At 67.2% G+C, this 21,082-nt stretch carries 17 protein-coding genes and 2 pseudogenes; 6 read left to right on the plus strand and 13 right to left on the minus strand.

Features of this window, described 5'->3' with window-relative positions; genetic code table 11:
- Nucleotides 1–7 precede the first annotated feature (7 nt).
- From obgE to OO015_RS14175, 3 genes and pseudogenes are all read right to left on the minus strand, one after another.
- Nucleotides 8–1,414 (minus strand): GTPase ObgE, encoded by a 1,407-nt coding sequence (gene obgE / locus OO015_RS04980; RefSeq protein ID WP_265940129.1) that lies wholly within the window; start codon nt 1,412–1,414, stop codon nt 8–10.
- A 66-nt stretch (nt 1,415–1,480) separates the two neighbouring features.
- A pseudogene (gene rpoD / locus OO015_RS14170) lies at nt 1,481–2,269 on the minus strand (RNA polymerase sigma factor RpoD); the annotation flags it as partial.
- Nucleotides 2,270–2,611: 342 nt separating this feature from the next.
- A pseudogene (locus OO015_RS14175) lies at nt 2,612–2,962 on the minus strand (sigma-70 factor domain-containing protein); the annotation flags it as partial.
- A gap of 472 nt (nt 2,963–3,434) precedes the next feature.
- On the opposite strand from OO015_RS14175, the gene OO015_RS04995 reads away from it, so the two are divergent.
- From OO015_RS04995 to OO015_RS05010, 4 genes are all read left to right on the plus strand, one after another.
- Nucleotides 3,435–5,348: an ABC-F family ATP-binding cassette domain-containing protein gene (locus OO015_RS04995; protein ID WP_265940130.1), complete on the plus strand. Its 1,914-nt coding sequence runs from the start codon at nt 3,435–3,437 to the stop codon at nt 5,346–5,348.
- Complete coding sequence (gene coaE / locus OO015_RS05000) at nt 5,345–6,070, plus strand: dephospho-CoA kinase (RefSeq protein WP_265940131.1); 726 nt, start codon at nt 5,345–5,347, stop codon at nt 6,068–6,070. The genes OO015_RS04995 and coaE overlap by 4 nt, the downstream gene beginning before the upstream one ends.
- On the plus strand, nt 6,039–7,229 hold the full coding sequence (locus OO015_RS05005) for a dipeptidase (protein WP_265940132.1): 1,191 nt from the start codon (nt 6,039–6,041) through the stop codon (nt 7,227–7,229). The genes coaE and OO015_RS05005 overlap by 32 nt, the downstream gene beginning before the upstream one ends.
- Before the next feature lie 105 nt (nt 7,230–7,334).
- Nucleotides 7,335–8,516, plus strand: a complete 1,182-nt coding sequence (locus OO015_RS05010; protein WP_265940133.1) for a site-2 protease family protein — start codon at nt 7,335–7,337, stop codon at nt 8,514–8,516.
- Here the strand turns inward: OO015_RS05010 and OO015_RS05015 are convergent.
- The 10 genes from OO015_RS05015 to rny form a co-directional block, all read right to left on the minus strand.
- Nucleotides 8,506–9,618 (minus strand): hypothetical protein, encoded by a 1,113-nt coding sequence (locus OO015_RS05015; RefSeq protein WP_265940134.1) that lies wholly within the window; start codon nt 9,616–9,618, stop codon nt 8,506–8,508. The genes OO015_RS05010 and OO015_RS05015 overlap by 11 nt on opposite strands.
- Nucleotides 9,615–11,267: a hypothetical protein gene (locus OO015_RS05020; protein ID WP_265940135.1), complete on the minus strand. Its 1,653-nt coding sequence runs from the start codon at nt 11,265–11,267 to the stop codon at nt 9,615–9,617. The genes OO015_RS05015 and OO015_RS05020 overlap by 4 nt, the downstream gene beginning before the upstream one ends.
- Before the next feature lie 37 nt (nt 11,268–11,304).
- Nucleotides 11,305–11,937: a zinc ribbon domain-containing protein gene (locus tag OO015_RS05025; protein WP_265940136.1), complete on the minus strand. Its 633-nt coding sequence runs from the start codon at nt 11,935–11,937 to the stop codon at nt 11,305–11,307.
- A gap of 64 nt (nt 11,938–12,001) precedes the next feature.
- Nucleotides 12,002–12,466: a D-aminoacyl-tRNA deacylase gene (gene dtd / locus OO015_RS05030; protein ID WP_265940137.1), complete on the minus strand. Its 465-nt coding sequence runs from the start codon at nt 12,464–12,466 to the stop codon at nt 12,002–12,004.
- 12 nt (nt 12,467–12,478) lie between these two features.
- Nucleotides 12,479–12,970, minus strand: a complete 492-nt coding sequence (gene ispF, locus OO015_RS05035) for a 2-C-methyl-D-erythritol 2,4-cyclodiphosphate synthase (RefSeq protein WP_265940138.1) — start codon at nt 12,968–12,970, stop codon at nt 12,479–12,481.
- A complete protein-coding gene (gene ispD, locus OO015_RS05040; RefSeq protein ID WP_265940139.1) occupies nt 12,967–13,656 on the minus strand; it encodes a 2-C-methyl-D-erythritol 4-phosphate cytidylyltransferase in 690 nt (229 codons plus the stop codon). Before ispD ends, ispF begins: the two co-directional genes overlap by 4 nt.
- Nucleotides 13,653–14,783 (minus strand): PIN/TRAM domain-containing protein, encoded by a 1,131-nt coding sequence (locus tag OO015_RS05045; protein ID WP_265940140.1) that lies wholly within the window; start codon nt 14,781–14,783, stop codon nt 13,653–13,655. Before OO015_RS05045 ends, ispD begins: the two co-directional genes overlap by 4 nt.
- Nucleotides 14,784–14,822: 39 nt before the next feature.
- Entirely contained in the window at nt 14,823–15,680 is an 858-nt protein-coding gene (locus OO015_RS05050) for a PHP domain-containing protein (protein ID WP_265940141.1), read from the minus strand.
- Nucleotides 15,681–15,738: 58 nt separating this feature from the next.
- A complete protein-coding gene (locus tag OO015_RS05055) occupies nt 15,739–16,134 on the minus strand; it encodes a stage V sporulation protein S (protein WP_416236567.1) in 396 nt (131 codons plus the stop codon).
- 350 nt (nt 16,135–16,484) lie between these two features.
- Nucleotides 16,485–18,017 carry a ribonuclease Y gene (rny, locus tag OO015_RS05060; RefSeq protein WP_265940142.1) on the minus strand — a complete coding sequence of 511 codons (1,533 nt, stop codon included), beginning with the start codon at nt 18,015–18,017 and terminating at the stop codon, nt 16,485–16,487.
- Between the two features lie 292 nt (nt 18,018–18,309).
- On the opposite strand from rny, the gene OO015_RS05065 reads away from it, so the two are divergent.
- Together OO015_RS05065 and OO015_RS05070 are read left to right on the plus strand one after the other, a co-directional pair.
- Nucleotides 18,310–20,028, plus strand: coding sequence for an ABC transporter substrate-binding protein (locus tag OO015_RS05065; RefSeq protein ID WP_265940143.1), 1,719 nt, complete (start codon nt 18,310–18,312; stop codon nt 20,026–20,028).
- 30 nt (nt 20,029–20,058) lie between these two features.
- Nucleotides 20,059–21,075 carry an ABC transporter permease gene (locus OO015_RS05070; RefSeq protein ID WP_265940144.1) on the plus strand — a complete coding sequence of 339 codons (1,017 nt, stop codon included), beginning with the start codon at nt 20,059–20,061 and terminating at the stop codon, nt 21,073–21,075.
- The last annotated feature ends 7 nt before the right edge of the window (nt 21,076–21,082 follow it).

Below are 21,082 nucleotides of genomic sequence, written 5' to 3' on the forward strand. Positions count from 1 at the left end.
GCGTCCCTCACTGCTCCCCGATCTCTTCTTCCGGTTCTTCGAGGAGACCCGCCCGCTTGAGCAGCCGCTCGCGCTTGGTCAGACGGCGCCGGCGCGGCGGTGTCCGCTCGGCCTCGGCCAGCTCCGGCTCCCAGACCAGCTCGCGACCGGCCACCTCGACGATATCGCCCGGCTGGATGCCCAGTGCACTGAGCCGACGCGAGATGCCCCAACGTGCCAGCAAGCGCTGGTAGCGCTCGGCCGCCTCGGGGTTGGAGAAATCGGTCATCAGCGTCAGCCGCTCGATCTTCGGGCCGCGGAGCGCGAACCGGTGCGGCGCCAGCCGGACCGCTTCCCACCGTTCCTGCGAACGGTCGAGCGTGTAGACGCGGTGCGTCCGTACCGGCGGCGCGACCCGTTCCGGCTTCGGGATCTCGCGGAGGCGGCGCCAGGTGGCCAGGACGAGCTCGCCGACGCCTTGACCGGTCGCCGCCGAGATCGGGTACACCGCGTAACCGAGCGCGCGGAGCGCCTCGGCCAGGCGCGGCCAGTTGGCTTGCGCCTCCGGCAGGTCCATCTTGTTCACGGCGACGATCTGCGGCTTGCCCGCCAGCGCCGCTGAGTAGGCCGCCAGCTCGGCGTTGATCGTGTGGAAGTCCTCCAGCGGGTCACGCCCCTCCGGCCCACCGGAACCGTCGAGCACGTGGATGAGCAGGCGCGTCCGCTCGACGTGCCGGAGGAACTCGTGCCCGAGCCCGGCCCCGCGCGAGGCACCAGCGATGAGACCGGGAAGGTCAGCCAGCACGAACGACCCACCGTCCCGTCCGGGTACGCTCACGACGCCGAGCATCGGTTCGAGCGTCGTGAACGGGTAGTCGGCGATCTTCGGCCGCGCCGCGCTCACCGCCGCCAGGAGCGTCGACTTGCCGGCGTTGGGCAAGCCGACGAGGCCGACATCGGCCAGCAGCTTGAGCTCGAGCCGCAGCCAGCGCTCCTCGCCCGGTTCGCCCTTCTCGGCGAACCGCGGTACTTGCCGGCTCGGCGTGGCGAAGTGCCAGTTGCCGCGCCCACCCAGTCCACCGCGCGCCACGAGCAGCACCTCGCCCGGCTCGACCAGGTCACCCAGCACCTCGCCCGTCGCTTCGTCGATCACGACGGTTCCAGGCGGGACGTCGATGTAGAGGTCGGCGCCGTCGCGACCGCTCTTCCGGTTGCCCTGACCGGGCTGCCCGTTCTCCGCCCGGAAGTGCTGCTGGTAACTGAACGGGAGCAGCGTGTTGAGCGACGGGTCGACCCGGAGATAGACGTTCCCACCGCGGCCACCGTCGCCGCCGTCGGGACCACCGCGCGGCACGTACTTCTCGCGGTGGAAGCTGACGGCACCGTCGCCTCCGTTGCCTGCTTTGACGGAGATCTTCGCCAGGTCGTAGAACATGGTTCCCTCCACCGGGGCGAGCCCGGTGCGTCGCGTTCCGGTCGGTCGTGGACGACCAGCTGGTGCTCATTCGAGAAAGTCGCGGAGCGCTCGTGCACGCAGCGGGTGGCGCAACTTCCGCAGAGCTTTCGCTTCGATCTGGCGCACCCGCTCACGGGTGACCCCGAAGGCTCGCCCGACCTCTTCCAGTGTATACGTTTGGCCGTCTTCGAGGCCGAAGCGCATCGCCAGCACGCGTCGTTCCCGCTCGCTCAGCGTCGCCAGCAGCGCCTGCACGTGCTCGCGCAGCAGCGACAGCGCCGCAGCATCGAGCGGGGCGACGGCCCGCTCGTCTTCCAGGAACTCGCCGAGGGTGCTCTCGTCCTCCTGGCCGACCGGCATCTCCAGCGAGACCGGCTCCTGGGCAGCTTGCAGGAGCTCGCGGACACGTTCGATCGGGAGGTTCGCGGCAGCGGCCAGCTCGGCGGTCGTCGGCTCGCGGCCGAGTTGCTGCGTCAGCTGGCGAGCGATGCGGCTGAGACGGTTGAGCGTGTCGACGAGGTGCACCGGAAGCCGGATCGTCCGCGCCTGGTCGGCCAGCGCGCGGGTGATCGACTGGCGGATCCACCAGGTCGCGTAGGTCGAGAACTTGAATCCCTTGTGCGTCTGGAACTTTTCCACTGCACGGATGAGCCCGATGTTTCCTTCCTGGATCAGGTCGAGGAGCGTCAACCCCCGGCCGACGTACCGCTTGGCGATGCTCACCACCAGGCGCAGGTTCGCTTCGGTCAACTTGCGCCTGGCCTCCTCCCCCTCTTGCTGAATCCGCCGCCAGTGCGCAGCGAGGTCGTCAGGAGAGAGGCCGAGTTCGGCGAGGGGTGGCTCGGGTGGTAGCAGCCGGTCGCACGGGTCGATCCAGTCGCGGAGCGGCAGCGGGAGGAGCGCGAACTCGAGCCGGCGACACCGGAGTGCATCTTCCAGTTCTTCGGCACGCTGCCCGAAATGAGCCAGCGCTCTACGCAGGGCGGTGGGTGGGTGCGCGCTGAGCGGCACGACACGGTCGAGCAACACGCTGCGGGACCGCTGCTCGACTCCGACGGCCGCCGCGAACTCGGCGACGACCGGCCAGCCAGCGGAGAAGCGCGTCCAGACCGTCCGGAGCAGGGCGACCGGATCCTCGCCAGCGACACGGCGGCATTCGGCGAGATACTCGCCGAGTTCGACCGCACGCCCGAGCTGCACCTCCTGGTCAGCCGTGAGCAAGGGGACGCGCCCGATCTCAGCGAGATAGAGCCGCACCGGGTCCTCGACCAGCAGGTCGGGGTCGGGTTCTTCCCCTCCTTCCCAACCAGCGACCTGTCCGTCGAGCGGCTGACCGTCCTCGAGCGGGACCGCCACCCCTTCGGCGAGCAGCTCAGCGAGGACCGTATCGGCAGCATCCGGTCCTACAAGGTCGACCAAGGTCTGGAGTTGTTCGCACGACAGGCGACCGTGCCCCCGGGCAGCCGCGAGGATCGTTGCCGCATCAGCAGCGACAGGGAGGTCACCTGACCCGTTGACCTCGGTCATCGCAACACGTGACCGCTTGGTCCTTCCGCGCCGTTCCGCCTTGGTCACTGCGCGCACTCCTCACGGCCGACTCGAATCCGAACCGACTTCTTGCGGCAGCCCAGTGATACTACGAAGGTCCCAGGAATTCAACATCGTACCACCGTGTACGAGCGTTTCCCACCGACCGATCGCGCTTCCCCATCGTGACCAGCTCGAGCCGGCGCGTGACACCGCAACGACTCCACGCACCAGTCACGACATTCCGCAGCGGACCAGGGAAGGGCGCGAGACACCGGGCAGCAGCGCGAGGACAGTACCCTCATGCCCGATCACCATCGCGCCCGAACAGTTCATGCCGGATACGGTCGTCTTCACCCCGGTTCGACCCCGAACGCAGTTTGCTGTCAGGCCATCGGCAACACGAACACGAGTATAGTTATCGACTCGAAAACGCGCCAAGCCAGTGGCGCGAGCGAGGGAAAGCGTATCCATGCCGGAAACGATCCTCACGGTCGAGGACGTCGCCAAGTCGTACGGAGCCCACACGCTGTTCACCGGCGTGCGGTTCCAGGTGCTCGAACGCGAGCGCGTCGGTCTGGTCGGACCGAACGGCGCTGGCAAGAGCACGCTGCTCCGCATCATCGCTGGAGAGGAAACGCCCGATGACGGGAGGATCGTCCTCCAGCGCGGACTCCGCCTCGGCTACGTCCCCCAAGAGGGATCGGTTCCTCCCGGTTGTACGGTGCTCGAGGCAGCCCTGGAGGCATGCGCGCCGGTCCGCGCTCTCGAAGGCCAGCTCTTAGCACTGGCAGAGCAGCTGGCAGCAGCGCGGAATCCGGAGGAGCAAGCCCAGCTCCTCGCTGCCTACGAACGGGTGAGTCTCCGCTTCGAAGCCGCCGGTGGCTACGACCTGGAGGTCCGCGCACGGCAGGTCCTGGCCGGGATCGGGTTCGGCGAGGAGCAGCTCGCCAGGCCGGTCGAGCAGCTGAGCGGCGGGCAACGGACACGCCTCGCGCTCGCCCGTGCCTTGCTCGCCGATCCGGATCTCCTGTTGCTCGACGAGCCGACCAATCACCTCGACCTCGCTGCCCTGGACTGGCTCGAGACCTTCCTCCAGCGCTGGCGCGGCGCGGTACTCGTCGTGTCGCACGACCGCTACTTCCTCGACCAGGTCACCAGCCGCACGCTGGAGCTGGCGTTCGGGCGGCTGGAGGAGTATCCGGGGAATTACTCGCGGTATCTGGAGCTGCGCGCCGAGCGGTTCGCTGAACGACTGGCGGCCTACGAAGCGCAGCAGGCCTATATCCGCAAGGAAGAAGCCTTCATCCAGCGCTACCGCGCCGGGCAGCGGGCCCGCGAGGCACGCGGCCGTGCGACGAAACTGGCTCGGCTGGAACGGCTCGAACGACCGCGCGAAGCGGAACGCTTGCAGCTCACGCTGCGGGCGAGTAGGTCCAGCAGTCGCACCGTGCTGACCACCACGCCGCTGACGATCGGCTATCCCGGTCGCCCCCTCTTCCGGACACCCGAGCTCGCTGTCCAGCGGGGTGATCGGATCGCGATCGTCGGTCCCAACGGGGTCGGCAAGAGCACTTTGCTCCGTACCCTGGTCGGGGAGCTTCCGCCGCTGGAGGGTTCGCTGCGCTATGGCAACAACGTCAAACCGGCCTACTTGGAGCAGGAACCGCGACTCGACGAAGAGCGCACGGTCCTGGAAACGCTGATGCGCCGCCACCTCTTCAGCGAAGCGGAAGCCCGACGGTTCGCTGCGCACTTCCTGTTCGAGGGAGACGACGTCTTCAAGCCAGTCGGTGCCCTCAGCGGCGGTGAGCGCCGTCGCCTGGCGCTCGCGCTGCTGACGCTCGAACGAGCCGACCTGCTGCTCCTCGACGAGCCGACCAATCACCTCGATCTTCCCAGCCGCGAAGCGCTCGAGACGGTCCTCGACGACTTCGCGGGGACGATCGTGTTCGTCTCGCACGACCGGTATTTCATCGACCGGCTCGCGACTGCCGTCTGGGCGATCGAGGACGGGCGGCTCGCCGTCTCGCTCGGGAACTACAGCGACTACCAGCGAGCGACGCAACGGCAGTCCTCGCTGCTGCCCGAGGAGCGGCCGGCCCACCAGCGCCAGACGGTACCGGCCCCATCCCGGCGTACCCGCTCACCACGCCAGATCGAGCGCGAGCTGGCCCAGGCCGAGCGAGCGATCGAAGAACTGGAGGCTCGACTGCGCCAGCTCGCTGACGACCTCGACGAGGCGACCGCGCGCCAGGACGTCGAGGCTGTCGCCGAGCTCGGTGCCACCTACGAGCGGCTGCAGGCAGAGATCGACCAGGCCTACGCGCACTGGGAACGGCTGCAGGACGAACTCGCCGCACTGCAGGTCGGGGGAGAGCTGTGACGCGGAAACGCCCGTACGTGATCGGGATCACCGGGAATATCGCGTGCGGCAAGTCGCTGGTCGTCCGCGAGCTGGCCGCATGCGGCGCCGAGACGGTCGATGCCGACGAGGTCGCACGCGAGGTGACCGGACCAGGCAGCCCTGTCCTGGCTGCGATCGCCCAGGAGTTCGGTGCCGAGGTCCTGCGGCCGGACGGTTCGCTCGACCGGCGCGCGCTCGGTGCGATCGTTTTCCGGGACCCCGAGGCGCTCCGACGACTGGAGGCGATCACCCACCCAGCCATCGTGGCCGAGATCCGCCGGCGCGTGGCCGAGAGCAGGCGACCGGTCGTGGTCATCGACGCGATCAAATTGTTCGAATCGAGTCTCGCCCGCGACTGCGATGAGGTCTGGGTCGTCACCTGCCGACCGGAGCAACAACTGGCCAGACTTATGGCACGGAACGGTTTGAGCGAGGAAGAAGCACTGACGCGCATCCGGGCACAGCCGCCCCAGGAGGAGAAAGTCGCTCGAGCGGACCGGGTCATCGACAACAGCGGATCGATCGAAGAGACCCGCCGCCAGGTCGCAGCGCTCTGGCAGGACGTCCTCGCCAGGATCGGGTGCACGGACGACCCGGCGCTTGCTGGGCCAGCGGCCCCCTCGTACACTGCCGCCGAGCAGCGCAGCGATCGAGAGGAGAACGGCCGCGATGCCTCGGCGGAAACCGACCCTGACCCCTGAGGAAGCCCGTGCCCTGCACGCCGAAGCGCTCGTCATCGATTCCCAGCAACCGCCGATCACGACCGGTGCCCTCTTCACGCCCCGCATGCGGGCGCTCGTGCAGGAATACGCCCGGCTCGGTCGCACCCGCGCCGAAGTCCAGCCCGTCCTCGAAGCGCTGGTCGTGCGCGAGCTGCGCGAGTCCGCCGACGCCAGGGCAGCCTATCTCGATCTCTGGAACCGTTCCGGGGTCACCGTCGCCTGCGGGACCTTTTCCGGACCAGGGCCGATCAGCCAGGCCTTCGAGCAAGCGGTGCGGCGGATCGCCCAGGCCCACGCCATCGTCGATATCCTCGCCGACCAGCTGCTGCTCGTTCGCGAAGCCGCCGATATCGAGCGGGCGCACCGCGAGGGGAAGCACGGGATCGTCATCGATTTCCAGGACACGCTCGCCTTCGCCGACGACCTCGATCGGATCGAGCTGTTCCACAATCTCGGCCTGCGCATGGTGCAGCTCACCTACAACTTGCAGAACCTGGTCGGCGATGGCTGCACGGAGCGCTACCAGGGCGGGTTGACGACCTTCGGCATCGAGGTCGTCCGGCGCTTGAACGAGCTGCGGATCCTGGTCGATATCAGTCACTGCAGCGAGCAGGTCGGATGGGACGCGCTCGCGGTCTCCACCCAACCGGTCGTCGTCTCGCACTCGGCAGCGAAGGCGCTCTCCGGGCACCCACGGGCGAAGTCGGACGAGCTGGCTCGTGCCGTCGCCCAACGAGGTGGGTATTTCGGCGTCGTGGTGGTGCCGGGATTCATCAGTAGCCAACCCCGAGCGACGCTGGACGATTTCGTCCGGCACGTCGAGCACCTCGTCGACGTCTGCGGGATCGACCACGTCGGCATCGGCACGGACAAGATGGGGCCGCCGAGTTCGCGGACCGGTTCGCTCATCGAGTATCCGCCGGAGATGCCTGCTGCGCTGCCCGGCGCGTTCGACTGGACCGGTTTCCGGCTGGCCGAGCACCGCTTGACGCCCGAATACCGCCTCGAGGGCTACGAGACGTTCGCCGACTGGCCCAACTTGACGGTCGCGCTCGCGCAGGCCGGCTTCACCGAAGAGGAATTGCGGAAACTCCTCGGCCTCAACTTCCTCCGCGTCTTCCGGGAGGTCGTCGGGTGAAGGCGATCCGGCCAGTGTTAGGATTGACCGGGATCGCGACCGGGAAACGAGCATCGAGGGCGGAGCCCCCGGGACGCGAATGCCCACCACGCGAGGAGGACATCCGTGGAAGCATCGATTCGTTTGGGCCGGATCCGTGGCATCGAGATCGGGTTGCACTACAGCTGGCTTCTCGTTTTCGCTTTGCTGACCTACTCGCTCGCTGCTGGTGTGTTCCCGAGCTGGTACCCTGGCTGGAACCCTGGAACCTATTGGGCAGTCGGCGCCCTGTCGAGTCTGCTGCTCTTCGCTTCCGTGCTCGCCCATGAGCTCGGGCACTCGCTCGTCGCGCAATCGCGCGGCGTACCGGTCGTCAGCATCGTCCTCTTCATCTTCGGTGGTGTTGCTCAGCTGGCTGACGAGGCACGGCGTGCCCGCGACGAGTTTTTGATCGCTGTCGCTGGCCCGCTGGTGAGCCTGGTCATCGGCACGGGGTCGATCCTGCTCTGGCAACCGGTCGAGGGCGTCAACCAGCAACTCGGAGCGGTTCTCGAGTACCTGGGCTGGGCCAACCTGATCTTGGTGGCATTCAACTCGATCCCGGCCTACCCGCTGGACGGCGGTCGCGTGCTGCGTGCCGTCCTGTGGGGGGCGATGCGCAACGTCCTCCGGGCAACGCGGATCGCTGCCGGCATCGGGGTCGCGATCGGGTTCCTCTTCATGGCCGGTGGGCTGTTCCTGGTGTTCCGTTCGCCGCTATCCGGTATCTGGCTCATCGCTCTCGGCTGGTTCTTGCAGAACGCGGCCCAGCAGTCCTACCAGCAGCTGGTCATCCGGCGCTTCTTCGAGGGTGTCCGTGTCGGTCAGCTGATGGATCCCGACCCGCCGACCATCGCTCCCGATCTCACGATCGATCAGCTGGTCGACGCGTTGCTCGCCTACAACGTGCGAAGCTTCCCCGTCGTCGAGGACGGCCGGCTGGTCGGTATCGTGACCCTGACCGACGTGCGCCACGCACCGCGCGCGGAGTGGCCGGTGCGTCGTGTCCGCGACCTGATGACGCCACGCGAGCGCTTGATCACCGCGACACCTGACGACGACCTCGAGCGCGTGTTGCGCTTGATGGCAGCGCACGAGATCCATCAAGTGCCCGTCGTCGATGACAGCCGACTCCTCGGCCTCCTCACGCGCAACGCCTTGCTGCGCTTCCTGCAACTCCGGCAGGAAGTCGCGCGCACACCGGACGAAGTGGCCGCGATCTACGCCGAGCAGCGGCGCGCACGCAACCTGCCGCGGATTACGGACTGATCCCGAGCGGGGTCACGAGGTCGACCGGCTGCTGCTCGATCCGCCCGTCACGCTCGACCAGGACAGCGGGGAATGCAGCGCCATCGAAGGTCCGCGAGAGGAACGGCGCACTGCGGAGGTAGCCGACCCCCGGCCGAGCCGGGACATCGACGTGAACCGGTATACCGTCCTCGAAGGGAACCGGCTCCAACGGTATCCCTTGAAAGCTCCGGGAGGACACGAGAGCGACCGGACGCTCGACGCCGACGCTGTCTGCCCGGAGCAGGGAAACCCAACGGCCGTTCCGTTCCTGCAAGAACGCGAAGAGCGGGTGCGCGAGCGGCAAGCGACCGAAGCCTTCCACAAGAAGCAGGCCGAAGGAGAAAGACCAGACGGCCTCGCGCGCCTCCAGTAGCGTGCGCAGCCGCTCGTCCGCCCGCCCCCCGACGAACGGTTCCAGCGCGCTCACCGAGATGCCGCCGACGATGACACCGGCCGCGCCGACTTCTTCGAGTCGCCGCAACACAGCGCTCCCGACTGTCATGCCAGCGAGAACGACCGCACCGCGACACCGCTCGTCGAACTCCTCGATCGGCAACTCGCGATCCGGTCGATCCGCCAGCACCACCAGTGGCCCAGCACACTCCGGGCCGAGCAGCACCGTGCCGTGCACCAGGTCACCGACGACGGCGATCTCGACCGTGTCGTCCTGCACCGCACGCACCTCACCTGCGACCAGCGCGCGGACCGGACGGCGCGGCGCTTCGGCGACGACGAGGAGCGAACCGGTCTGCTCGTCGAAACGCTCCAACCGGCCGGTGATCGGGCTCGTGACCTGCTGTGTCCGCAAGCCACGCCGGCGCGCTGCCACGACTTCGCCTGCCTCGACCCGCTCCCCGAGCGCCCGCACCAGGCATCGAGCGGCTTCCTGCGGTGGCACCCCCAGCTCGACCGCCACGGCGATCTGGACCGACCGTTCCACACCAGCGGCCGCGACTGCGACCACCGTCTCCGGCTCCACGAGTTGCGACGCGCTAACCTGGAACTCTGGGGTGATGAAGCGTCGCCGGACACAGCACTCGGCATCGACCGCCACGAGCGGGAGACGCGCGACGCCGTTCATGGCAACCCTCCCACCGGATATCCCACGTCAGCGAGCCAGGAGCGGAGCCGCCGCGCACGAGCGGTCGGATCGGACGGCAACGTGATCGGTCGTCCACGCGCATCGATGACGATTCCGAGACGCGTCCAGCCCAGAGCAGCTGGGCCAGTGAACCGCAGCGCGACTCCCGGATCGAGCGTGCCGATCCGTATCTGGGATTCCGGCTCGAGCGTGAGTTCCACCGTCGTCCCGAAGGGAACGGCGAGCGTGTGCAGGCTTCCCCATGGGACGGAAAACCGCCGGATCGACTCACCGATCCGTACTTCCCCCCGCACCGCGATCGCACCGTCGATCCCGTCCCCGGTCAACACCACAGCGTGAGCCAGCGGCAGCAGCCCATCGCGTTCCAGAAGAGCGGCAGCGTACCCGCTTCGTTCCTCGGCCAGCGCCCCGCTGGCCACCAGGAGGTCCGCCTCGTCGAGCGCGATACTGAGCATCCCGTTCGCCGGAATCGGCTGCAACCCATCGAGCACGCAGAGCACTGCCAGCGCTGCAGGCAAGGTGGCGAATGCCGGGCCGAGCGTCACCAGCGTCACGTCCTCACGCAGAGCCGGTTCCTCGACCGCTGCTGCGCTCTGCTCGAGAAGCACTCGCAGGATAGCCGCCAGCAGCACCTGGTCGCGTGGATCGAGCAGCACACCCGCCGGTCGCACGGCACGATTCGCCAGCCAGTCCGCGATGTCGTCGTCGCTCGCTGCCCAGGGTGTCCAGCGACGGACCGCCTCGCCATCGACTTCGATGAGCGACAGCGCCTCCGGGCCGAGGTCGCGATCGGCTTGGAAGAGCGTCAGCATGCCGTCGGGACGAGCCCAGAGGGTCAACGTCCCGAGCTCGAAGTCGAGCACCGTGAGCCGTTGTTCCGCTCGGCGAACCAGGAACGCAGCCGCACGCTCGAGCGCCGATAACCGATCGACCACTCGTTCAGCGAAGTCGGAGCCGATCTCGTCGCGCAACCGTGCAACGGAGCGAACGCGGAACTCGGTCACGATCGCCCGGATCACCTCGGCCGGAACGAACGCGGTCGGATCGACGCCCATGAGTTCGAGATGTTCGCCGAGATACTCGGCCACACGCTGCTGGACCGCCTCCGCGGCGACGACGATACCCAGCTCGGGACGCAGCTCTCCGCCGAGGGCACTCGCGATACCAGCCAGTACCGGATCCCAGCGAGTCAGGTCTTCCGTACCGGCGAGCAGGAGGAAAGCAGGTTGCACGGTGCGCAGCTGCTGGGCGAGCATCGTCGGACTCAACGAACCATCCGCATCGATCCGGTGCACGCGAACGAGCGAAGCACGCGCTGCGCGGACAGCCAGATCGACCAGTGGATGCGCCCCATCGACAGCGACGAGCACCAGGGTCGGTAGGGTGGCCGGACCACCGACGACAGCCCAGGCATCGGCACCGTCGCCCAGTGCACGGCGTGGCTGGATCGGGTGCCCTTCCTCGAGAAGCAGACGACCGAGGCTCCGCTCGGCCTGGCGAATAGCGTCGCTGAGGTGACGGCCAGGAACGCAGACACTGGCGAGCAAGCGCGGCTGCCCTTCCACACGGTCAGCGATGACGACGCGGGAACTCGATCGCCCGAGCGACACGATTACCGCGCTGTGCATCGCCCTTCCTCCGTTCCCGGAGCGATCGGTCGAACGTTCACCGGCTCACCCAAACGATGTACACCGCCACGCCGATCAACACGGCGAGCGCGAGAATGAGCGCGATCCGAGCCACGCTGCGCTCGCCGGCTGGCGCACGCGCATCCGCGCTCGCGGGAGCCGCTCCCGTCACACTGATCTCCGGTACGAGCAACAGCGGCAGCGGCTCGAAAAGGTGCAGGGCAACAGCTTCCGGCGCAGCTGGCTGACTCCACACTGCCGCGACCGGTGGAAGGACGAACGTCGTTGCAGGTGGGACCGGTTCGACAGAAGGACTTTCCGGCACGCTCGACTCGCGGAGCCACTCCGGAAGATCGAGATCGCTCAACAGCGCGGGCTCACGGCCTGCCGCTTCCGTCTCCGGCACACGCAACCAGTCAGGCAGTTCCAGACGACCAGCATCGACTCCAGTCGGCTCCGCTTCACCGAGGCCGAGCGCAGCGAGATCGAGCGGCAGGACAGCACCGCACTGCCGGCAATACGTGTCGTCGGGCGCGCGCGCAGCACCACACTGCGGGCAGGTGCTCGTGCCGGAGACCTCACGCGGAACGGCCGCGCCACAGGTCGGACAGACCGACTGCTCGTCGCTCATCCGTTGACCGCACTGCGGGCAATACACACGTGCCCCCATTGTGCTCGACGCCCTCAGCGCCAGTGTAGCACTCATCCGCGCTCGAACAGGGTACCAGAAAGTCCTAGTCTTCTCCTGTGCCGCGGAGTTCGGCGCTGTCGAGCCAGATCGTCACCGGGCCGTCGTTGACCAGCTCGACGTCCATATGGGCCCCGAACACACCTGTCTCGACCGGGACGCCGAGCTGACGCAGGGCATCGGCGAACGCATCGACGAGCGGCCGTGCCTCCTCCGGCGCAGCGGCTTCGACGAAGCTCGGTCGGCGCCCCTTGCGCACGTCGGCGTAGAGCGTGAACTGCGACACGACGAGCGCTTGCCCGCCGACGTCGAGGACGGAGCGGTTCATCTTGCCAGCCTCGTCCTCGAAGATGCGCAGGTTGGCGACCTTTTGCGCCATCCATTCGGCCGTCGCCTGGTCGTCACCGCGACGGATGCCGACCAGCAGCAGCAGCCCTGGCCCGATCGCCCCGACGATCTGCCCATCGACCGTCACGCTCGCCCGACTCACCCGCTGGAGCAGGACACGCACCCTCCACCCCTTTCAGCTGGTACGCTCGCTGACTGCTCGAACGGTCGCCACAGCGAGCGCTGCGATCCCCTCACCGCGACCGACGAACCCGAGTCGCTCATTGGTCGTCGCCTTGAGACTCACCGAGGAGACCGGTAGTTCGAGCGTCACAGCGATCCGCTCGCGCATCCGCTCGCGGTAGGGGGCGATCCGTGGGATCTCCGCGATTACCGTCGCATCGATGAAGACGACCTGCCATCCCGCCTCCTGGACGAGCTGGTGAATGATGCGGAGCAGCTCGACGCTCGAGCGATCACGCCAGCGCTCGTCGTCCGACGGGAAATGCACGCCGAGGTCTCCGAGTCCAGCCGCACCGAGCAACGCATCGCCGATCGCGTGCAAGAGAACGTCGGCATCGGAATGGCCGGATAACCCGATCGTGCTGGGAATCTCCACCCCACCGAGGACGAGTCGCCTTCCCGGTACCAGCGGATGCACGTCGTACCCCAGACCGACTCGGATCATCCTCGCCTCCTTCGCTCGAGCAGGAATTCAGCGAGCGTGACATCGAGCGGTGTCGTCACTTTCAGGTTCTCGGGATCGCCGGGAAAGACGTACACCGGGAACCCTGCTCGTTCCAGGAGCACGGCTTCGTCGGTCGCCGCCGCCAGTCCCGTTCCGACACGCCGGTACGCCTCGTGCAACCAGTCCAGGCGGAAGACCTGCGGCGTCTGTGCCGCCACGAGACTCGCCCGATCCGGGGTGGTCACGACCCGTCCGTCGAGCGCCACCTGCTTGATCGTGTCCACGACCGGGACCGCAGCGACCACCGCCCCGTGCCGCTGCACAGCCTCGACTGCCCGTCGGATCAACTCCGGTGTCACCAGCGGACGTGCGGCATCGTGCACCAGCACGAAACGCCGATTCGGCTCGAGCGCTTCGACCCCGGCCCGGACGGAAAGTGCCCGCTCGGCACCCCCGAGAACGATCCGCACCGGCACCGTGAGCCCGAGCGAGCTACAGAGCGCTTCGACTGCTGCACAGTTCGCCTGGTTCGTCACCACCACGACCGTATCGATGACACCCGACCGATCGAGCGCCTCGAGCACCCAGGCCAGTGCCGGACGCCCAGCCAGCGGAACGAGCGCCTTGTCCCGACCGCCGAGACGCTGGCCACGCCCGGCGGCTGGCACCACCGCACCGCAGCTCATCGTGCTCCACCTCGATCGACGAGATGGGCGAAGATCAGGCGCCCTCCTGCAGTCTGGAGCGTCCGCGTGACCTCGACCGTGACATCCTCGCCGATGGAGTCGCGTGCGCGCTCCACGATCACGAGCGTTCCATCGTCCAAATAGCCGACGGCCTGACCGGCTTCGCGACCTTCCCCGACCAGTCGAAGCGTCAAGCGATCACCGGCATGAACTGGACTGCGCAGGGCTTCGGCCAGCTGGTTCGGATTGAGGACGACGATGCCGCGAACACGCGCGAGGTCGGCCAGCTGTTGGTCACAAGTCAGAAGCTTGCCGCCGAACTCGCTACCGCATGCGATGACCGCGTCGTCAGCGGTCCGGTGCGGAACCGAACCCGGAACGACCTCCAGCCGGGCACCGAGATCGTCCCGCAGGCGGCGGAGGAGATCGAGACCGCGTCGCCCGCGCGCGCGCCGTGACGGATCGCTGTGCTCGGCAAGCAGCTGCAGCTCGCGGAGGACTTCTTCGGGTACCAGCACCCGACCATCGAGGAAACCGAGGCGAAACAGATCGCGCACTCGTCCATCGATGAGGACACTCGTATCCAGGACCAGCACTGGCCCGTCCGCCGGTGCGCGTCGCCGGAAGAGCGACAGGATTTCGCCTTGCTTGGTATGCGCGACCGACGCGCCGATCAGCGTCAGCAAGGCCGCAACGACTGACGGCACGAGCTGCCCAGCGGGTCGAGGCAGGAGCGCCAGCGGCCAGGCCAGCACCAGGCCGAGCAGCGCACCGACGAACGCGCCCGAGCAGCTGACGAGGAGTGCCTCGATCGTCAAGCGCCGCAAGCGACCGACCACGGCATCCACGAGATCGAACACGATATAGGGTGTCACGAGAAAGCCTAGACCAGCCAGGACAGCGGCGAGAAAGAGTTGGGAGGCAGCGACGAGTTCCGGCCGGGCAGCCAGCGCACCGCCGAACGACCAGCCGACGAGCGCTCCGATGAAGAGCCCACCGTACCGGAGCAATCGGCCGAACGGCGAACCGGCTCGCTCGAGGCGTACCTGTCGCCGGTTGCTCGGCGGCTGCGATCGTGCCTCGTGCGGTTCGACGACTCGTGCTGTCTCACGGGAAGAATCGGCCACCGGCATCTCGCTGTGCCACTCGTCGAGTACCACGGCCCTTCACTGGAGAGGCAGTGTAGCAGGACGATCACCGTCACGACGAGCACATGCCACGAGTGCCTCCACAACTGCCGGTGGGACATCGACGGCACCGAGCTCGCGACCAGCGCGGAATCCTGGGCCGTGATAGTCGCTGCCACCTGTCGCGATCAGGCCGTAGCGCTCGGCGAGCGCGGCGAGGTCGCGCTGCTGGTCCGGCGAGTATTCGCCGTACCAGGCTTCCAACCCAGCCAGACCGGCAGGGATCAGCTCGGCGAGCGCCCCCTCGAGATCGTCCACGCTCAACGGATGCGCCAGCACGGGCACACCACCAGCCGCGCGCACGATCTCGACCGCCTGCCGCGGGCTGGGATAGCTATGCGGAACATAGGCCGGGCGGTTGCGACCCAGGTAGCGATCGAACGCTTCGTCGATCGACGACACGTAGCCCTTCACGAGGAGCAACCGCGCTGCGTGGGCACGGGTGATCGTTCCGCCCTGGGCGATCGCTTCCAGCTCTTCGAGCGAGACCGGGAAGCCGAGCGAACGGAGCTGCTCGATCAAGCGGACCGCACGCTCGCGGCGTGCCGTATGGAGACGATGGAGATGCCGCGCGAGATCCGGATGCTCCGGATCGATGAAGTACCCGAGCAGATGGAGCTCGCCGCGCTCGACTGCCGTGCTGAGCTCGATCCCTGGTACCAGCAGGATCCCGTACTCCTCGGCAGCTCGCTGCGCCTCCGGAATGCCAGCGACCGCATCATGGTCGGTCACCGCGAGCACGCGGATGCCACGCTCCGCGGCGAGCTGGACCAGCTCGCGCGGTGCAAAGAGTCCATCGGACGCCGTCGTGTGCGTGTGGAGGTCGACCGTTCCCATCGCACGAGAGTGGGAGAAAGAACGAGCCCCCGGTCAGCTGACCGGGGGCTCCGAACGTTCAGCGCGGCTCGACGATCAAACGGATCGCGGTCCGATCCTCGTTGCCGATCGTGACCGTGATGAACGACGGCAGGCAGACCGCATCGATGCCAGATTCAGCGAGGTAATCGCGCGCGATCGCGACCGCCTTGATCGCCTGATTGGCCGCGCCCGCGCCGATCGCCTGTACCTCGGCTCGACCGACCTCACGGACGACTCCGGCGATCGCACCCGCGACCGCACTCGGCCGCGAGCGGGCCGAGACCTTGAGCACCTCGCTGCGTCGCCGCTGACCAGTCTTCGCCTGACCCTCCGCGCGCTCTTGCACGTCGTACGCCTCCTCCTCGGGCGGGAAGCTCGCCTCAGCACCGATCTTAATTTCACGCAAATCGAGCTTGCTGAAGAAGCGCTCCATCCTGAACTCCTCCGGTAGGTGTGGGTCACTGCCACGCGAGTTGCCGAGCCAGAATCCGAACCGAGCAGCGTGTCCGATCCTTTGCGCTGTCCCCCCACTCCTCTCGCTCGGCAGGAACCGATCGCAGCATCGTACAAGCGACCACCGTCGCGACGGCTCAGCCAGCGGCTGCAGCCGCCTGTAGGCGTACCATACGCTGCACGAGACGTCAATACCGTCGCCGCTTCTCGCCTGCCGCTCCTGCACCGGCACGGACTCCTGACGAGAGCAGCTGGTCAGACAAGCACTGGCCGACGACTCCACGCGAGGAAGAACGACAGCCGGCGTCCCGTAGGACGCCGGCTGTCTCGTCAGCGTGCGTAATCGACCGCGCGCGTTTCGCGGATGACCGTGACCTTGATCTGCCCCGGATAGTCGAGCGTGTCCTGAATCTTCTTCACCACGTCGCGAGCGAGCCGCAACGCTCCGTAGTCGTCGATCTGGTCTGGCTTGACCAGGATGCGCACCTCGCGTCCTGCCTGGATCGCGTACGCCTTCTGGACACCGGGGAAGGACGTCGCGACGCTCTCGAGCGCTTCCAACCGCTTGATGTAGGCCTCGAGCATCTCGCGCCGCGCGCCCGGCCGCGCCCCGCTGATCGCATCGGCAGCCGCCACGATGAAGGCTTCGACGGTTCGCGGCTCTTCCTCACCGTGGTGCGCAGCGATCGCGTGCACGATCTTGGCGGAGCGACCCAGGCGCCGCGCGATGTCGGCACCGATCAGCGCGTGCGGCCCTTCGACCTCGTGGTCGACCGCCTTGCCAATATCGTGGAGCAGCCCCGCCGTCTTGGCGACGTTGACATCAGCACCCAGCTCAGCAGCCAAGGCTCCGGCGATCAAAGCCACCTCGATCGAGTGCTGCAGCACGTTCTGCCCGTAACTGGTGCGGAACCGGAGCCGGCCGAGCAGGCGAATCAAGTCCGGATGCAGTCCCTGCACGCCAGCCTCGAGCGCAGCCCGCTCCCCCTCTTCCCAGATGATCTGCTCGACTTCTTGCCGCGTCTTTTCGACGACTTCTTCGATCCGCGCTGGGTGGATCCGACCGTCCTGGATGAGCTTGAGGAGCGCCCGCCGGGCGATCTCCCGTCGCACCGGATCGAACGACGAGAGCGTGACCGCTTCCGGCGTATCGTCGACGATGAGATCGACGCCGGTCGCCTGCTCGAGCGCGCGGATATTGCGCCCCTCGCGACCGATGATGCGCCCCTTCATGTCGTCGCTGGGGAGCTGAACGACCGTGACCGTTGCTTCCGCAACGTACTCGGAGGCGATACGCTGGATCGCCGTCGCGAGGATCATCCGGGCACGCTGCTGCGCCTCCTCGCGCACCTGCTGCTCGAGCTCCCGCACCTGGCGATTGAGGATCTCTCGTGCTTCCTCGGTCGCCTGCTGGATCACCAGCTGCCGAGCTTCCTCGAGCGACAGCTGCGCGACGCGCTGAAGTTCTGCCTGCCGCTCTTGCTCGAGTCGTGCGATCTCCTCCAGGCGCTCTTCGATTTCCTTCTCGCGAGCCTGAATCCTCCGCTCGCGCTTCTCGAGGTTTTCCAACCGGCGGTCGAGCTGCTCCTCCTTGGCCTGAAGCCGTCGTTCCATTCGTTCGACTTGCTGGCGGCGCTGTTGGTACTCCTGCTCGAGTTCCTCACGCAGCTTGAGCGCCGCGTCCTTCGCCTCCAGGAGGATCTCCCGTTGTCGTGCCTCCGCCTCCTCCAGGAGTCGCCGGACTTCGTCCCCGGTCGCGCGCAGGCGCGAGCGTGCCGCTCTCTGCAAATACACGTACGTCCCAATCATCGCGGCGATCGCGGTCACCACGACAGCCGCGGCGACGATCAACACCGTTTCCATCTCCGCGCCTCTCCTCGATGCTTCGTTTGGTAATGTGCTGCGTCGTCACGCACAATCGCGGACGATCACCAGCATGGCGGGGGTTGCCCGCCTTCAAGGATACCCCTCAGCCAGAGAACCCGCCAAACCGCTCACTCCACCAGCGATCGGTCGGTCGCGCTCCACCGTTTGGAGCCCGTTCGCTGCCTTCCCGACGAAGTGCCGCTGTCCGGTCGTGCAGAGTGCCCTTGACAGCACCGAACACCCGACCGCAGACTAGCCACGTCGGACGAGTCGACGAGGAGGAGACACCATGGACGAGCACCGATCGACCTGGCTCTCCGCAGCGCTGCACCGTCGTTCGTTCCTCCGGCTCACTGCTCTCGGTGCCGGAATCGTCGGTGCAGGGCTGCTCAGCGCCTGCCGGGGCACACCAGCGTCACCGACCCCCTCGGCAGCAACGCCCACGGCACCAGCAGGCACGACTCCGGCTGCGCAAACCTCTCCCGCTCCACCCAGCGGGGCCGGTGGTACCTTCGTGATCGCGCGCTTGACCGATACCGTGACACTCGACCCCTCGCGCCAGTACGAACTCACCTCACCCATCGTCATGGGCGCGTGCTACGAGCGACTGGTCACCATCGATCCACCGGATATCCGAACGGTCCGCCTCCATTTGGCCGAGAAAGTCGATATCAGCCAGGACGTCACGACCTACACCTTCACGCTCCGCCAGGGCATCCGTTTCGCCTCCGGCAACCCACTGACGTCCGCCGATGTCGTCTTCAGCTTCAACCGCCTGCGCGAACTCAAGGACAATCCCTCCTGGCTCGCCGATATCATCCAGTCGATGGAGACACCGGACGCGCGCACTGTCCGGATCACGCTCACCGAACCGAACGCGGCGTTCCTCGCCATGCTGGTCTCCCCGAACTTCTCGATCCTCGATTCGGCTGTCGTGAAGGAACACGGCGGTACCGACCAGCCGGGCGCTGACAAGAGCGATAAGGCGACCGAGTGGCTCAACCAGAACTCGGCCGGCTCCGGCCCCTTCGTCCTCAAGGGCTGGGTCAAAGAGCAAGAGATCGTGATGGAGCGAAACCCGAACTACTGGGGACAGCCCGCCCCGCTCGAGCGCGTGGTCATCCGCCACGTCCCCGATCCGACCACGCAGCGACAGCTTCTGGAAAACGGCGATATCGACGCGGCTCACAATCTGGATGCCGACCTCATCGCCGAGGTCGAGCAGGCCGGTACAGCACAGATCGTTCGCGGTGACACGCTCGACACCGAGTACTTCGCGATGCACACGAGCCCCGAGGTCGGCAAAGAACTCGCCGACAAGCGCGTGCGGCAGGCGATCGCCTACGCCATCGACTACGACGGGATCATCCAGCAGCTCCTGCGCGGCGCTGCTGTCCGCCCGCCCTCGGTCATCCCCAGCGGACTCCTCGGCGTCGAGGAAGCAGAGAACGCACGGTACCGCACCGATCGCGAGCGCGCTCGCCAGCTCTTGGCCGAAGCAGGGCTCGCGAACGGCTTTACCCTGACCTTGACCTACAGCAGTGGCGGCACCGAGGTGGGCGGCGTCTCGTCCGAGGTCCTCGCCAGCAAGATCGCTGACGACCTGAGCAAGGTCGGTATCCGCGTGACGCTCGACCCCCGTGCACCGGACGTCCGGCTCGCGGACTATCGAGCAGGGAAGCTCCAGAGCACGATCTCCGGCTGGACACCCGACTTCCTCGATCCGCACGGTTGGGCGATCCCCTTCGGTGTGCCCGGCGAGGCTGCAGCACGTCGTGTCGCCTACAACAACGCGCAAGTCGCCGATCTCTTCCAACGTGCCGCACGCACGGCCGATCCGCAGGAACGCGCGCGGCTCTACGCCGAAGGGCAGCGGCTCCTCAACGAGGATGCACCCTTCCTCTGTCTCTACCAGCCCAAGGCACAGATCGCTGTCGGTAAGACCGTGCAAGGGTACGTCTTCGATCCAGTTATCGGTGTCGACCTGAGCAAGGTGCGGAAGGGCTGATCGCCAGGAGGGACAGCGAGGAGCGCGAGCGTGCTCGGCCAGTTCATCCTGCGGCGCCTCATCGTGACGGTTCCCCTGTTGCTCGGGGTCACGCTGGTGACCTTCATGGTCTCGCACGTGATCCCCGCCGACCCCCTCATGGCGATCCTTCCGGAACGAGCGGCCAATGACCCCGAAATCGTTCGCATGTACCGCGAGCGCTGGGGGCTCGACCGCTCGCTGCCGGAGCAGTACCTGTTCTACCTGCGCAACCTGCTCCGCGGTGACCTCGGCGAGTCCTACACGAGCCGACGACCGGTCGCGCAGGATCTCCGCGAGCGCTTTCCTGCCACGGTCGAACTCGCACTCGCCGCGATGCTGTACGCCGTGGCAGTGGGAGTGACGCTCGGTATCGTCTCGGCCGTCTGGTACGAGCGCTGGATCGACCACCTCGCTCGCGTTATCGCCCTCGTCGGGGTGTCTCTCCCGGTGTTCTGGCTCGGGCTGCTGGCCTTGCAACTCTTTTACGCCAACCTCAGACTGCTGCCTGGGCCAGGGCGGATCGACCCGCGCCTCACCGCTCCGCCGTTCCGCACCGGCTTCTACACGATCGACAGCTTGCTCGCTGGCGACCTTGCGTTGTTCGTCAACGTCATCTCCCACCTCATCCTCCCGGGGATGGTGCTCGGAAGCTACGCGATGGGGATCATCGCGCGGATGACCCGTTCGGCGCTGCTCGACGTCCTCCAGGCCGATTACATCCGCACTGCGCGAGCCAAGGGTCTCGCCGAGCGCCGTGTGGTGCTCGGCCATGCCTTGCGGAACGCGCTCATCCCGACCGTTACCGTTATCGGGCTCACCTTCGGGAGTCTGCTCGCCGGAGCCGTTCTGACGGAGACGATCTTCGCCTGGCCGGGCATCGGCCGCTACGCCGTCGATGCTGCCATGAAGCTCGACCTCCCTGCCGTACTGGGAGTCACGCTGCTCATCGCGGTCGTCTACGTGACGATCAATTTCGTGACCGACATCTTGTACGGTGTGCTCGACCCACGGATTCGCGCCCAGTGAGGAGTGG

The organism is Thermomicrobium sp. 4228-Ro, from assembly GCF_026241205.1.
GTDB lineage: Bacteria > Chloroflexota > Chloroflexia > Thermomicrobiales > Thermomicrobiaceae > Thermomicrobium.